Annotated in this window: 15 protein-coding genes; 13 read left to right on the top strand and 2 right to left on the bottom strand. The window is 59.8% G+C overall.

Features of this window, described 5'->3' with window-relative positions; translation table 11 throughout:
• The first annotated feature begins 10 nt into the window (after positions 1–10).
• The 8 genes from AC24GY_RS21185 (at position 11) to AC24GY_RS21150 (ending at position 10,172) form a co-directional block, all read left to right on the top strand.
• Complete coding sequence (locus AC24GY_RS21185; RefSeq protein ID WP_487686923.1) at positions 11–1,420, top strand: arylsulfatase B; 1,410 nt, start codon at positions 11–13, stop codon at positions 1,418–1,420.
• Positions 1,417–3,174 carry a sulfatase family protein gene (locus tag AC24GY_RS21180; protein ID WP_487686920.1) on the top strand — a complete coding sequence of 586 codons (1,758 nt, stop codon included), beginning with the start codon at positions 1,417–1,419 and terminating at the stop codon, positions 3,172–3,174. Before AC24GY_RS21185 ends, AC24GY_RS21180 begins: the two co-directional genes overlap by 4 nt.
• Positions 3,171–4,547 carry an arylsulfatase B gene (locus AC24GY_RS21175; RefSeq protein WP_487686918.1) on the top strand — a complete coding sequence of 459 codons (1,377 nt, stop codon included), beginning with the start codon at positions 3,171–3,173 and terminating at the stop codon, positions 4,545–4,547. Before AC24GY_RS21180 ends, AC24GY_RS21175 begins: the two co-directional genes overlap by 4 nt.
• 4 nt (positions 4,548–4,551) lie before the next feature.
• Positions 4,552–5,946: a sulfatase gene (locus tag AC24GY_RS21170; RefSeq protein ID WP_487686916.1), complete on the top strand. Its 1,395-nt coding sequence runs from the start codon at positions 4,552–4,554 to the stop codon at positions 5,944–5,946.
• Positions 5,943–7,835 carry a sulfatase gene (locus AC24GY_RS21165; RefSeq protein ID WP_487686914.1) on the top strand — a complete coding sequence of 631 codons (1,893 nt, stop codon included), beginning with the start codon at positions 5,943–5,945 and terminating at the stop codon, positions 7,833–7,835. The genes AC24GY_RS21170 and AC24GY_RS21165 overlap by 4 nt, the downstream gene beginning before the upstream one ends.
• A 62-nt stretch (positions 7,836–7,897) precedes the next feature.
• On the top strand, positions 7,898–8,569 hold the full coding sequence (locus tag AC24GY_RS21160; protein ID WP_487686912.1) for a phytanoyl-CoA dioxygenase family protein: 672 nt from the start codon (positions 7,898–7,900) through the stop codon (positions 8,567–8,569).
• A 67-nt stretch (positions 8,570–8,636) separates the two neighbouring features.
• Entirely contained in the window at positions 8,637–9,206 is a 570-nt protein-coding gene (locus AC24GY_RS21155) for an acyl carrier protein (protein ID WP_487686910.1), read from the top strand.
• An 87-nt stretch (positions 9,207–9,293) separates the two neighbouring features.
• Entirely contained in the window at positions 9,294–10,172 is an 879-nt protein-coding gene (locus AC24GY_RS21150) for a GH25 family lysozyme (protein WP_487686908.1), read from the top strand.
• Here the strand turns inward: AC24GY_RS21150 and AC24GY_RS21145 are convergent, their stop codons facing one another.
• On the bottom strand, positions 10,173–11,066 hold the full coding sequence (locus tag AC24GY_RS21145) for a LysR family transcriptional regulator (RefSeq protein ID WP_487686906.1): 894 nt from the start codon (positions 11,064–11,066) through the stop codon (positions 10,173–10,175).
• Between the two features lie 122 nt (positions 11,067–11,188).
• Between AC24GY_RS21145 and AC24GY_RS21140 the strand changes: the two genes are divergently transcribed.
• The 5 genes from AC24GY_RS21140 (at position 11,189) to AC24GY_RS21120 (ending at position 13,928) form a co-directional block, all read left to right on the top strand.
• Positions 11,189–11,560 carry a hypothetical protein gene (locus AC24GY_RS21140; protein ID WP_487686903.1) on the top strand — a complete coding sequence of 124 codons (372 nt, stop codon included), beginning with the start codon at positions 11,189–11,191 and terminating at the stop codon, positions 11,558–11,560.
• Positions 11,561–11,629: 69 nt separating this feature from the next.
• Entirely contained in the window at positions 11,630–12,220 is a 591-nt protein-coding gene (locus AC24GY_RS21135) for a pyridoxamine 5'-phosphate oxidase family protein (protein ID WP_487686900.1), read from the top strand.
• Complete coding sequence (locus AC24GY_RS21130; protein ID WP_487686898.1) at positions 12,217–12,642, top strand: nuclear transport factor 2 family protein; 426 nt, start codon at positions 12,217–12,219, stop codon at positions 12,640–12,642. Before AC24GY_RS21135 ends, AC24GY_RS21130 begins: the two co-directional genes overlap by 4 nt.
• A 23-nt stretch (positions 12,643–12,665) precedes the next feature.
• Positions 12,666–13,352, top strand: coding sequence for an SDR family NAD(P)-dependent oxidoreductase (locus AC24GY_RS21125; RefSeq protein WP_487686895.1), 687 nt, complete (start codon positions 12,666–12,668; stop codon positions 13,350–13,352).
• Between the two features lie 30 nt (positions 13,353–13,382).
• Positions 13,383–13,928 carry a right-handed parallel beta-helix repeat-containing protein gene (locus tag AC24GY_RS21120; RefSeq protein ID WP_487686893.1) on the top strand — a complete coding sequence of 182 codons (546 nt, stop codon included), beginning with the start codon at positions 13,383–13,385 and terminating at the stop codon, positions 13,926–13,928.
• A gap of 5 nt (positions 13,929–13,933) precedes the next feature.
• Here the strand turns inward: AC24GY_RS21120 and AC24GY_RS21115 are convergent, their stop codons facing one another.
• Positions 13,934–14,863, bottom strand: a complete 930-nt coding sequence (locus AC24GY_RS21115) for a VPGUxxT family thioredoxin-like (seleno)protein, type 2 (protein ID WP_487686890.1) — start codon at positions 14,861–14,863, stop codon at positions 13,934–13,936.
• Positions 14,864–14,904: the final 41 nt, after the last annotated feature.

Here is a 14,904-nt window from a genome sequence, read left to right as displayed (position 1 = left end):
CTCTCCTCCCATGAAAATCATCACACTCCTCTTTTCGTCGTTGCTCCTTTTGGCATCGTCATTCGCTGCAGAGAAACAGCCCAACATCGTCTTCCTGCTCATCGACGATCTGGGTTATGCCGACTGTGGCTTCAATGGCGGCAAAGACATCCACACTCCGAACATCGACAAGCTCGCGGCGGGGGGCACGGTGCTGGAGTCGCTCTACGTGCAGCCAGTGTGCTCGCCCACGCGCTCCGCGCTGATGACTGGCCGCTACGCCACGCACACGGGCGTTTACACCATCGTGCGTCCGCATGCGACCTGGGGCCTGCCCCTTACTGAGCGCACGCTGGCCAATGCGCTGCACGATGCCGGTTACGCCACCGCCATCACCGGCAAATGGCACCTCGGTGAATTCGAGCCCGCTTATCTCCCAACCGCTCGCGGCTTCGACCACCATTACGGCCACTACTTCGGCATGCTCGACTACTTCACTCACATGCGCGGCCAGGATCTCGATTGGTACCGCGACGGCAAACAAATCAAGGAGGAGGGCTACACTACTCATCTTCTTTCTCGCGAAGCCTGCCGCATCATCACGGAGAAGGACAAAACCAAACCCCTCTTCCTCTACGTACCGTTCAACGGAGTGCACTCGCCGCACGAAGTGCCGGATGAGTACCTCAAGCCCTATGGCGAGCTGAAAGGTGCCCGCCAAAAACTCGCCGGCATGCTCTCTGCCGTGGACGAGGCGATCGGACAGATCGTCGCCGCATTGGAAACCACCGGCCAGCGCGAGAACACGCTCATCATCTTCTCCACCGACAATGGCGGACCGCCTCCCGGTAGCAACGGTCCCCTACGCGCCTTCAAAGGCAGCATCTACGAAGGCGGCGTACGCGGCTGCGCCTTCGCCAACTGGCCCGGCCACATCCCCGCAGGCAAACGCCTCAAGGAACCCATGCACACTGTGGACTGGTATCCCACCCTCGTGAAGCTCGCTGGTGGCAGCTTGGAGCAAGAGACTGTACTGGATGGCAAGGACGTGTGGCCCATGCTCACCCAAGGTGCACCGTCACCGCATGACGCCATCCTCTGCGTTCAATCTCCCACTGTGGCTGCTGTGCGCATAGGTGACTGGAAGCTCGTCATGAACGGCAGCGATGCCGACAGCGAAGAAGCCCCCGCAGGTGGTGCCAAAGGGAAGGGCAAAGGTAAGAAGGGCAAGCCCAAGGCCGCTGAGTCCGGTGAAACTCTTGCGCTCTACAACCTAGCCACCGACATCGGTGAAAAGGAAAACCTTGCTGCCAAAGAGCCTGAGCGCACTGCCACCATGCGTGCGCGCCTGGCCGAGTTTCTCAAAGACGCCGTGATCCCCGGCCAGGTGGGCCACGAGGCCACTGCCTTGATTGAACAGCCAAAGAAAAAACGCCCATGAAGCACCTCCTTATCTGTCTTTGGAGTTTCGGCAGTCTCGCACTCACTTCTCATGCCGAGAGGAAACCCAACATCATCGTCATCTACACAGATGATCACGGTTTTGCTGATCTCGGCATTCGTGGTGTTGAAAAGGACGTGAAGACTCCACATCTGGATGCGCTGGCCCGCAGCGGCGTCATCGCCAGAAATGGCTACAGCACCGCGCCGCAGTGCGTGCCTTCGCGTGGTGGATTGATGACAGGAAAATTTCAGGGGCGCTTCAATCTCGACAACAACGGCTCCGCGCTGGACGGCTTTAACAAGGAGACCACCATCGCTACGCGACTGCAGAACGCAGGCTACACCACGGCGCAGTTTGGAAAGTGGCACCTCGGCCCGCAAAGCGAGATCACAAAGCATGGTTTCAAGCATGTGTATTCGCAGCACGGGCAGCAGAGGTTCTCCGCCAACATCACGCTGGAGGGCAAAGACAGACCAATGGGTGACCTGCCGCCGTCGCTTTACCATGTCGATGGCTGTGCGAAGGCCGCGGCGGCGATCATCGAGCGCTACAAGGAGCAGCCCTTCTTTCTTTACATCGCCTTCCGCGCCCCACACACGCCGCTGGATGCGCCGCAGTCGTACAAAGACCGCTTCCCCGGCGCGATGCCTGAGCGCCGCCGCGCCGCGCTGGGCATGCTGGCCGCGGTGGATGATGGCGTGGGGCTCGTCACGAGCACGCTGAAGAAAAACGGCCTCTCCGAAAAAACGCTGATCTTCTTCATCGGCGACAACGGCGCACCGCTCAAGATTCACAAGATCGACTCACCGCTGGAAGGCGATGCCGGCGGCTGGGATGGCAGCCTGAACACACCGCTCAATGGTGAAAAAGGCATGCTGGCCGAGGGCGGCATGCATGTGCCGTTTCTCATCGCATGGCCCGGCACGATTCCCGGTGGCCAGACCTATGAGCACTCCGTGAGCGCGCTGGATGTCGCCGCCACGGCGGCAGCTATGGCGGACATTGCCGTGAAGCCCGGCGATCTTGATGGCGTGAACCTCATCCTTTATCTCAAAGGCGAGATCACCACGCCACCGCATGAAGCGCTGATGTGGCGCTGGATGGCCCAGAGCGCCATTCGTGAGGGTAACTGGAAACTGCTGCGCGGCGGGGAGCGTGAGTATCTCTATGATCTGGCCACCGATCTGGAAGAGAAGCACAACCTCGCCTCACAGCATCCCGACATCGCCGCACGCCTCCGCGCGAAGCTCACGGCTTGGTGCACGGCGCTCAATCCGCCAGGGCTTGCGCTCGGCCCGATGGCTTCTGTGTGGAATGACTATTTCGATTTTTACCTCGAAGGCAAACCCGCACCGAAACATGAGGCCGAACCCAACACCAGCGCCACACACGGCTGGCTGGCCCGGGGTGGCAGTCTTATCGAGAAGAACGGTGTGCTCGTGCTGACCCCGGACAAAGCCGGCAAAGGCACCTTCATCACCCGCAGCCATCTTAAACTCGCTGGACCTGTTACGGCTACGATGACATTTAAAACGGCTGTGTCCGGCCAGGGTGCCATCGCTTGGCGCATGGATGGAGACAAAGACTTCCTCCCAAAGAACCGCGCGCCGTTTGAAGTGAAAGCGAGCGAGGACTGGCAGACGCGTGAAGTTCAAATTCCTGGCAAAGGCCGTGTCATTCACGTGCGATTGCATCTGCCAGCCGGCAACACTGAGTTTCGCACGATTGACCTCCAACCCGCTTCGCGATGACAAGAATTTTGCTCTGCTTCCTTGCCTTTTGTCCTGCGCTCTTTTCTGCCAGTCCGCCGGACATTGTCTTCCTGCTCGCCGATGATCTGGGCAATGCGGACGTCGGCTGGCATGGCAGCGACATCAGGACACCGAACCTCGACAAGCTTGCGGCAGACGGCGCGAAGTTGGAGCACTTCTATGTGCTGCCGGTGTGCACGCCGACGCGCGTGGCCTTCCTCACCGGGCGCTATCCGATTCGCTCAGGCATGCAGTTGAACGTGCTGCGGCAGCAATCCAAATATGGCATGCCGCTTGAGGAGCGCACCGTCGCCAATGCGCTGCACGATGCCGGCTACACCACGGCGATCTGCGGCAAGTGGCACGTGGGCCACTTTGACAAGGCGTACTGGCCGAATGCGCGCGGCTTTGATCACTCACTGGGTCATCTGGAGGGCATCGACTACTTCACGCATCACAACTACTTCAAAAACGGCGAGCTGGACTGGCGGCGCAATGGCGAGGATGTGGTGGAGGAAGGCTATGCGACCACTCTAGAGGCCAATGAAGCCGCTGCAGTGATCCGGCGACAACCGAAGGACAAGCCGCTCTTCCTATATGTACCCTTCACGGGCGTGCATGGGCCGCTGCAGCCCCCCAGCAAGGAAGCCGCGGCCGCGTATCAACCCGCGATGAACGAACAGCGCGCCACTCTGGCCGCCACGATGACGGCGGTCGATGAAGGCTGCGGCAGGATATTTGCCGCACTCGATGAAACAGGTCGGCGGGAAAACACGCTCATCGTTTTCTGCAGTGACAACGGCGGTATGCCACCGGGACGTAATCTGCCTTACCGGGCCTTCAAATCATCGCTGTACGAAGGCGGCATCCGTTCGCCCGCACTCGCCGCGTGGCCGGGGCATATCAAGCCCGGCACCATCATCACCGAACCTCTTCACATGGTCGATCTCTTCCCCACCTTTGTGAAGCTCGCCGGTGGCAGTCTGGAGCAAAAGCTGCCGCTTGATGGTCGCGACATCATGCCTGTGCTCACCGAAGGCAAACCCTCGCCGCACGAGGACATCCTGCTCAATGCCATCACGGCAAATGACGGTGCCATCTGCATGGGCGACTGGAAGCTGATCCTCAATGGCAACGACGGCGTCACGCCGTCCGTCGATCTGGCCACCGGCGAACGCAAAAAGGACGGCAGGAAGACAAAGAAAGAAAGGCGCAGCGAACCCAAGGCGGAACTCTTCAATTTGCGCGATGATCCCGGTGAAACCAAAGACCTCGCCGCCGCACAGCCCGAGAAAGTCAAAGAACTGCGGCAGCGCTATGATGCCTATTTGAAGGCGGCGGTGAAGCCCCTGCAGTTTCAAAACAGGAAGTAAATCCATGAACCGGCTTCTGCTCATCCTCCTTTTACTGAACGCGTCACTCCATGCGTCGCAGCCGAATGTGCTCTTCATTATCGTCGATGATCTGACGACCACACTCTCCTGTTACGGCAATACGCACGTCCATACACCAGCCATGGATGCGCTGGCGGCACGCGGTGTACGATTCGACCATGCCTACACGCAGTTTGCGCTGTGCAATCCCTCACGCTGCTCGTTTCTGACTGGCTGCTATCCGGAGAAAACGGGCGTGATGGATCTCACGACGAGCCTGCGAAAGGCGCTGCCGGAGGTGGTGACGCTGCCGCAGCATTTCAAAGATCACGGCTATGTCACCGGACGTGTGGGCAAGGTCTTCCATGTGGCTGATCCGAAGACGAAGCTGGATGTGGAACTTGGCCCCGCCCTGCACAAAGACAGCGAAATCCTCGTCGAGGCCAAGGCAGAGAACGACCCTGATGACAAGCCGCGCGCCAAGGCCAAGGGTGAAGGCTACAACCGCACTTTCGCTGCTTCAGCGCGACCGGCGGCCGATTTCACGGACTACCAGATCGCCGATGATGCCATCGCCACACTTGATGCATTCAAAGCGAAGCCGTTTTTTCTCGCCGTCGGCTTCATCCGGCCACACACGCCCTATGTGGCGCCGAAAGCGTTCTTCGACTCCATCGACAAGACCCAGCTCACGCTGCCGCAGTTTTATCGCGCAGACGGAGAAGTGCTCACGCACCTGCCCAAATCGTCGCTGCGGCCCAACAACAACGTTTTTCGCTATGTGGACCCGACGCAAGACGAAGCCCGTGATGCGCTGCAGGCCTACCTGGCCGCCACGAGCTTTGTGGATTCGCAGATCGGCCGTGCGCTGGCCAGGCTCGATGAATTGAAACTCACGGATAACACCATCGTCGTCCTCACCGGCGACCATGGCTATCAACTCGGGGAGCATGGCCTGTGGGCGAAGCAGACGTTGTTTGAAGGTGCGAATCACGTCCCGCTGCTCATCGCCGCACCCGGCGTTAAGCCCGGATCATGTGCGGGACTTGCAGAACAGGTCGACATCTACCCAACACTCTGCGATCTCGCCGGACTGCCAAAGCCCAAGCATCTTCAAGGGCGCAGTCTCAAGCCCATGCTTGAGGACCCCGCCGCCAAAGGCCGCCAGACTGCCATCAGCACGATGGTCGCCCCGCACACGAAGCTGACCGGCCACAGCGTGCGCACGGATGCCTTTCGCTACATCGCCTGGGAACAAAACGGTGGTGAGCTGCTGTATGACCTGCGCACAGATCCCGACGAACTTCACAACCTCGCTGCTCAACCTGCGCAGGCTGATCGTATGAACCGCATGCGCGAGCGACTCGCTGCACATTTGAAAGCCGTCTCTGCACCATGAAGCTTTTTCTCCTCACCACATTCCTTTCCCTGTTCGCCGTTCTGCCAGCGTCATTTTCGGCGCAGCCCAATGTGATCATCATCCTGGCCGATGACCTCGGCTGGAGTGATACGACGCTCTACGGCACGACGAAGTTTTACCGGACACCGAATGTGGAGCGTCTGGCGAAGCGTGGCATGACCTTTACGCGGGCGTATTCGGCGAGCCCATTGTGTTCGCCCACGCGTTCAGCGCTTCTCACCGGGCTGAGTCCGGCGCGGACGGGAATCACCACCCCGAACTGCCACATGCCGCAGGTGGTCCTGGAAGCCACCGTGGCCAAGAAGGGACCGCCCAATCAGAAGGTGGTGCAGCCGGGCCCGCCAACACGATTGAAGACCGAGTATCGAACGCTGGCGGAGACGCTGCACGATGCGGGCTATGCCACTGGGCATTTTGGCAAATGGCATCTTGGCCCGGAACCTTTCTCCCCTTTGCAGCAGGGGTTTGATGTGGATGTGCCGCATCATCCAGGACCAGGACCGGCTGGCAGCTACGTGGCGCCGTGGAAGTTTGCGGATTTTGACGCGGATCCCGACGTGCCGGACCAGCACATCGAGGACCGCATGGCGAAGGAGGCGGTGAAATTCATAGAGCAGCACAGGGGCGGGCCGTTTTACCTGAACTACTGGATGTTCAGCGTGCACGCGCCGTTTGATGCGAAGAAGGCGCTCATTGAGAAATACCGCAGCCGCGTGAATCCCGCTGATCCGCAGCACAGCCCGACGTATGCCGCGATGGTTGAGAGCATGGACGACGCTGTGGGAACACTGCTGGATACGCTGGACCGCCTCAAAATCGCGGACAACACCATCATCATTTTCACCGCTGACAATGGTGGCAACATGTATGACAAGGTGGACGACACCACTCCCACCAGCAACGCGCCGCTGCGCGGTGGCAAGGCCTGCTTGTTTGAAGGTGGCACGCGTGTGCCGGGCATTGTCGTCTGGCCTGGCATCACCCAGGCGGGGGCACGCAGCGATGCGCTGGTGCAGAGTGAGGATTATTATCCCACACTGCTCGAAGGTTTGTCGATCAAGTCAGCACCTGAGCAACGCTTTGACGGCAGCAGCATCCTGCCTGCGCTGAAAGGCGGCGAACTGCCGGGCAAGGCGGTCTTCCAGTACTTCCCGCACTATGGCACCGTGCCGGACTGGCTCCCGCCTGCGGTGTCTGTGCATCGCGATGACTGGAAGCTGATCCGTATCTTTCACGGCGGCGAGAACGGGTCGCATCGACATCTGCTGTTCAATTTGAAGGACGATCTTGGCGAGAAGAACAATCTCGCCACGCAGAAGCCGGAACTCGTGGCGGAGCTGGACGCGCTGATTGAAACCTTTCTCAAGGACACGCATGCCGTGGTGCCGGTGGTGAATCCGGCTTTTGATCCCAAGCAATACCACCCTGAACTTGAGGGCAAACAGCAGCCGAAGGCCAGGGCGAAAGCACCGGCCAAAGATGACAGCGATCCCGCCCTGCAAGGCTGGAAGGCCCGCGACTGCAAAGCGGTGGTGAAGGACGGCATCGTGCGTGTGACGAACATTGGCTTTGAATGCTTCCTCGGCTTCGGTGCCGGCAAGCACGGCGGCCCCAGCACCGCGACCTTCCGCATCAAGGCCAAGGCAGGCACTTCGCATTTTGACTGGGTGCCCGGAGGCGGCAAGGCCCAGCGCGTGCTCTTCACCCTCATGGGCGGCAACTGGCAGGAGATCACTGTTCAAATCCCCGCCACGGGTCCGCTGGGCATCGTGCGCCTGTATCTGCCCATGCAGGAGCAGCCTGTCGAGATTGATTGGATCGAGCTTCGATCCGAGAACGACGGCAAAGTGACGCGGACTGAGTTTTGAAGTTTTTCTCAACGCCATGGCTGGCTTGCAAATGGGCAAGGAACAAGCAAGACATCCGTTTAATGACCATCGCCTCCAATCTGGACACACGTGGATTCGCCATTGTGCCGAACGTACTCGATGCTTCTGCATGTCATGCATTGGCATCCTTGCTGGGCGATGCAAACGGGGCGGGAAGTCGTGGCATGCTCAGCAATCAAAAGGTGGCTGAGCTCGCAGAGTCATTGCTTGCCGAATTGGTGCGCCCGCATCTTCCTCTCTGTCCCATTCCAGTACGCGGCATCTATTTTGACAAACGGCCGGAAACCAACTGGCTGGTTGCTTGGCATCAGGACCTGACGCTGGCTCTCAAAGAACAAGCCGAAGTGCCCGGATTCGGACCCTGGAGCCTGAAGGAAGGTGTGCCGCATGTACAGCCACCGATGAAGCTGCTGGAGCAGATGCTCACCGTGCGCCTTCACCTGGATGACACCGATTCGAGCAACGGAGCCTTGCGAATTCTTTCTGGCACGCATCGACTGGGCCGTCTGAGCGCTGAAGCGATCCAAAGCTGTCGTGAAACCCATGAGGAAGTTCTTTGTGAGGCCAAAGCTGGTGACGTGCTTTTGATGCGTCCGTTGCTGTTGCATGCGTCCTCTCGCTCTTCCAGCCCAAGACGGCGACGGGTGCTGCACATTGAATTCGCAGGTTTTCCACTGCCAGAACCGCTGGAATGGCATGAGGCTCCTTGGTAAAACGTCAAGAGTCCATGACTGCAGGCATAGCTCCCTCGTTCCCATCTCTTATAAAATATCATCCGTCATGGGCCTAGATAGCGTTGAACTTGTGATGGCATTTGAGGAAGTATTTCAGATTTCGATCTCGGATCAGGAAGCTGAAAGGATGCGTACTCCTCGGGATGTGATCGATTGCATCACTGCGAAGCTGGATGCGAAAGTGGGATGCCCCGCCGTCGTGATTCGGGCTAAAGAGGAGACTGCATGGGTACAACTAACCCATGCTCTGCAAAGTTTGGGCGTCATGGATGGCGAGGGCGTAAGAAATCAAAAACTTGATGATGTTTTTGCAGATCGGAGCTCGCGCCAGCAGCGGTGGCGGCAGCTTGAAGAACAACTCGATGTCAAAGCATGGCCACGTCTTCGATGGTTCGGGCTGAGTACGGACTTTCCCTCCAACCTCAAAACACTCGGGGATCTGTCTGACTGGATGTCACATCATCATCTGTTGCGTCTCGCCGAAGATGAGCGCCAGGCTTTGACACAGGGAGACATCGCCTTGCTCGTCAAACACATCATTCTCGATCAGCTTGGGCTGCAGGAAGAAAAGTACGGCGAGGACAAAAGGTTTATCGAAGACCTGGGATTGGATTGAATTCCGTGCAGGCCATCTTGCAAAAACAGCACTGAACTTTAAAACGGCTCCTTGCACCTAAGCTGCTGAAGTGAATCATTCTCTTCAATGAAACACTTTCTGCTGCCGCTTCTCCTTGCCCTTGCCAGTTGTACCACTCCGCAGTCAGGCGGCACGCCGGGGAGTCTGCCGCCATCCTCTTGGGGCATGCCGCAGATCATCAATGTCTCGGCTTATGATCCGAAGGAGAAGCAGCGGGCAGGCCAGGGCTACTCGGAGCACGATGTGTCTGCGCTGCGGGCGAACGGGGCCAGCGGCTTGATCGCGCGGGCGGGCAAGGGCGGGAATCTGGATGAGAAGTGCAGGAACTTCCTTGCAGCAGCGGATCGCTCCGGGATGCTGCCGGGAGTTTACTATCGCCTGCAAAATCACGTGGATGCGGTGGCACAGGCGGATCAATTCTGCGCACGGGCGCGCTCGCTGGCACGGGGTCGCGCTTGGAATGCACCGGCTCTGCTATTGTGTGCGGACTTTGATGCAAACTCGCGTCTCTCCGACATCCTTCGGTTCATGGATCGTGTGGAATCACGCACGGGTGTGGTGCCTGTCGCGTATTTGGAAAACAGCACGCATCTGAAGCAGCTCCTCAGCAGCGCTGATCCGGCCACCAAAGCGAAGCTGCGCCGCATGCCCTACTGGCTGGCGCTGTATGCGCACGACAGTGGTGCGGGGCCGGTGTATCCGGCACCTGGAAATCCGAGGGGGCTGCTGCATCAATACCAGGTGTGGTCTGACTGGACGCTGTGGCAGTACGGTGGTGTGGACTGGGGACATGGCCGCTCACAGCCGAAGGTGTACAATCACGGCCTGCACCGCAACAGCCTCTACTTTGGCAATCTCGACCGGCCGGTGGAGCGCAATGTGTTCAACGGCTCGCATGCGGCACTGCAGTCCTTCTGGCAGCAGCATGGCCTGCGGCTGCATTGATCAGCGCAGTTTCACTGCGACCTGCTTCAGTGCCTCGACCAAGGCACGCGTTGCGGTGGAGGCGCGGCCTTTCTGCCAGAGGACGATGAAGTCCCAGCGAGCCCTCTCATCGCTGACGGGCACAAAGGTGACACCGGGATGCTGCAGCTTTTCAAAGTAGCCGGGCAGCAGCGTCACAGCCGACTCGGAGACGACCTGGGAAAGCACATTCGTGATGCCATCCACGATGACGACGAAGCGCGGCTTGAACCCTGCCGTTTTGCAAAGCGCGGTCACCCAGCGATTGCGCCCCGGCACCTGGTCTTCGTCCACACCGATGAAGTCACGGCCTTTCAGCTCATTGAGCGCGATGTTTTTGCGCAATGCGATGACATCATCATCCGACACCGCCACGCAGACATGCAGGGAGCAGAGCTTGGCGCTGTGAAATTCACGCGCCGCCATCACTCCTTCCTGGCCGATGAGCGCGAGATCGAGCTCTCCGGCGCGCAGGCCGTCAAGCTGCTCGCGCGGGGACATGTCGTGCAGTTTCAGCTTCACCTCCGGGTGGGACTTGCGCAGCTTTGCCAGAGCCGGGGTGAGCATGCTCTGCGCGGCGGAAAGAAGATAGCCCACGCGCAGCTCGGAGCGCTCGCCACGCGCCTGCCGGCGCAGCTCGGCCAATGCTGCATCATAGCTGGCGACCAGAGGGCTCATGGATTTCACCAGGGCATGGCCAAGACCCGTGGGCTTCACGCCGCTGGTTTCGCGCTCCAGCAGCTTGCCGCCCAGTTCATTTTCCAAAGCCTGCATCTGCCGGCTCAGCGCAGGCTGCGTGATGCGCAGCCGCACTGCGGCGCGGTTGACGCTGCCTTCTTCGATCACGGTGAGCAGGGCTCGGATGCGGTCCATCATGCCGCAGAGGGTATGCACATCCGGCATAACGGCAACAAGCAACCGGCATTACCCGCAGCCTCATCGGCGCGGCAGTGTCCGCTTGCTCACTCAAGAGCTCATCAACCCAAACATACCCTCCTATGAAACTCGCAATCATTATCACCTCCGATCCTAAAAACGGCGAAGAAGCCCTTGGTCGCGCCTTCAATGCCCTTGCTCTTGCAGCGGAAGCCCAGGAAAAGAGCGACGAAGTCAGTGTCGTGTTCGCCGGCACCGGCGTGCGCTGGCCGGCCGAATTCTCGAAGCCAACGCATCCGGCCCACGGTCTCTACAATGCCGTGCGCCCCTCCATCGCTGGCGCCTCCTGCGGCTGTTCCACCGTGTTTGGCGCGACGAAGGAAGTCGAAGCCTGCGGCCTGCCAGAGATCAAAGATTTCGCGCTGGCCGGCACCCCCGGATTTGCCAGCATCCGCCGATATCTCGCCGAAGGCTGGCAGACGCTCGTATTCTAAAAAGCATCCGGCAATCTTCCTCATCGTCAGCAACCCTTCGCTCCCTCCTCGACTATGGCCGACCGATTCATGCACACCGTGCTCACGCCTGCCGTGTTCGAGGCGGAGCGCCATTACTATGGGCGGACCTATCCCGCCTTTGACACCACGCCCGAGCGTGATGCGCTCACGGCCGGAGAAGCCGCTTTCATCACGGAACGTGACTCGTTTTACATGGCCACGATCACGGAAAATGGCTGGCCCTATCTCCAGCATCGCGGCGGGGCCAAGGGCTTTCTTCGCGTCACCGGACCGAACGAACTCATGTTTGCCGATCACGGGGGCAACCGCCAGATGATCAGCGTGGGCAGCCTGGCGAAGAATGACCGCGTGAGCCTCTTCCTCATGGACTACCCGGCGCGGGAGCGATTGAAGATCCTTGGCCATGCGCGGGTGCTGGATGCGCGCGAGCATCCGGATCTGGTCGCCAAGATTGCTCCGCCCGGAGGTCACGCCGCGAAGGTGGAGCGCATCTTTGTCATCGACGTTTTATCCTACGACTGGAACTGCCCCAAATTCATCACGCCGCGCTTCACCACCGGGGAAGTACAAGATGCCGTGGCGCCGCTGAAGGCGCGCATTGCCGAACTCGAATCCCAGCTCAAACTGCAAACACCATGAACCCACGCCCACCCCTGCCACCCTTCACCGAAGAAACAGCGATCAAGAAAGTCCAGGCCGCCGAAGACGCCTGGAACAGCCGCGATCCTGAGCGCGTCTCGCTGGCCTACACACCCGACACGGAATGGCGCAACCGCGATGTCTTTCTCAATGGTCGTGCCGAAGTCGTCGAGTTTCTGAAAAAGAAGTGGCTGAGGGAGCAGGACTACCGCCTCAAGAAAACGCTCTGGGCTTTCACGGGAAACCGCATCGCCGTGCGCTTTGAGTACGAGTGGCATGACGAGGCCGGCCAGTGGTGGCGCAGCCATGGCAATGAGAACTGGGAGTTTGATAAGAACGGCTACATGGCCAGGCGCTATGCCAGCATCAATGACCAACCGATTCGCGAAGAGGAGCGTAAGTTCCGCTGGGAGCGGGCCTGAGGGTTCGCGACCTTAACCTCTCCATGAACACTGTCATTCTCATCACCGGAGCCACGCGTGGCATTGGATTCGCAGCAGCGAGGCAGCTGATCGCACGCGGCGCGAAAGTCATCATCGCCAGTCGCGATGGCGCACGCGCTGCTGAGGCCGCTGTACGGGTGGGTGACGGCGCCTGCGGCGTGGCTCTGGACATCACGGATCAGGCGAGCGTGGAAGCTGCGGTGAAACAAATCGAGGACCAGTTTGGTCAGCTCGATGTACTGGCCAACAATTCCGCCATCCTGCTGGATCACTATCAGAGTCTGCTCGAACTCAAGCCCGAGGTGCTGATGGAGACGCTGAATACCAATGTGGTCGGCACGCTGCGGGTGTGTCAGGCGTTCGCGCCGCTGCTCGCCAACTCCAGTGCGCCGCGCATCGTCAATGTCTCCAGTGGTGCGGGGCAGCTGGATGGTGAGCCGCAGTCTTGGGCACCGGCTTATTGCATCAGCAAGACCGCGCTCAACATGCTCACGCAGCAGCTTACCGCCGCATTGCCAGACGTGATGGTGAACAGCATGTGCCCCGGCTGGTGCCGCACGGAGATGGGGGGCAGCGAGGCACCCCGCACGCCGGATGAAGGCGCGGACACACTGACATGGCTGGCGCTGGATGCGCCCCATGCGCTGCGCGGGAAGTTCGTGAAGGATCGTGCGGTGATTCCTTGGTAACAGACGCGCTACGGCGGCGTTCTAGGTGCCATGCAAAAGACCTTCCTCATCTGCTGGGCCGTGTGCGGCGTGCTCATTTCGCTTCACGCCGCCGAACTGGCAGGGGCTCCCGGTCCGGTGGGCACCATCTCCGGGGCCAAGCTCGTGCATCGGCTGGAAATAACGAAGCCCGGTGTGTATGAAAACTTCCGTGTCGATGCTCAGGGCCAGGGCGGCAACATCGTGAAGATCACCGCGGACGATGTCACACTGCGCAACTGCGAGATCTTCAATGGCACGGGCAACGGCGTCGGTGTGTTTGGCACGCGTGTGGTGATCGAGAACTGCCGCATTCATCATCACTTAAACGGCACCTTTGAGAATCAAAACGACGCCCATGGCATCACCGGCCGCTGGGGCGATGTGACCATCCGCAACTGTGACATCTCTCATACCTCGGGCGACTGCATTCAGTTTGATCCCGATCGGCAGTCACGCGGCAAGCGCCATGGCGGCAAGGAACTGCCCGGCTACGAAAACTCAGGCGAGCACAAGGCACCGCCGATCGACAGCCTCATCGTCAAGCCCCGGTCTTGAGCTCGTCACTTGAGCTGCGCCCGCTGCGACTTCGTGAGGAAGTTCAGCGCCTTGGCCGGATCCGTGCGGATCCATGCATTCACCTTCGTGGCCTGGGCTGGGGAAAGCGTCAGTTTCTCCGCCGGGGTGCCGCCGATCTGTTTCTTCTGATCGCTGACGGGTGCCTTGCGGTAGCCGGAGATGGTGCCGATCTTGAGCCGCGTGGTCTTCGCGGCGGGAAGATCTGTTGCGTACACTGAGACCGCATTCGCGCATTCCACCTTTTCCGCTGCGGTGATCAACTGGGGCAGTGAAATGACCGCCGGATCATAGTTGACCAGCGTGACCTCATGCCCGGCCATGAAACCTGCTTCGGTGGTGATCACGCCTTCAATCTGACCCAGCGCCATCTCGCCGGTCCAGAAGCAGTACATGGCAAACACGGCCTGCTTGAGCCGTAGCGAGTGCTCCGCGGCCAGCAGTGTCAGGTAGGCGGGCACCGGCCTTTTCGCCTGCGTCAGTGTCGCGATCATGCGCTCCGCGATGCCGCCGGCATCCCAGACCTGGTCTTTGCGCGGGATGATGTCCTCCGCTTGATCATTGAGGAAGCGAACCACCTGATAGTTCCACGCCGGCTCGCCAAAGCGCTGCATCACCACGGCGTCCTGTCCGCCTTTGTTGTTATGAATGAGCAGCGGGGTGAACTCGGTCTCCACGGCCTCGACCAGCAGCGGGTTCGACATCACATCGCGGCCGAACTGCTTGCAGCCCGCGCAGCCAGGGATTTCCTGAAACAGGGCAAACACCGGTTTTCCTGTCTGGGCACTGGAGGCCAGCGCGGTTTCCAGAATCCGGCTCCAGCGCACTTTTCCAGCCTCCTCGGGCTGAGCGGGGGTGCTGGCAGTGCAGGACAGTGAAGGCAGCATGAGGGCGAGGGCAAAAAAGGCAGGCTTCATGACCATGGGAGGTGGAAGCCCGGCGAATATTTCACGAAAGA

The organism is Prosthecobacter sp. Pr1 (genome assembly GCF_057652315.1).
Note: the sequence above shows the minus strand (reverse complement) of the source record. Positions and strands in the feature narration are given on the sequence as shown.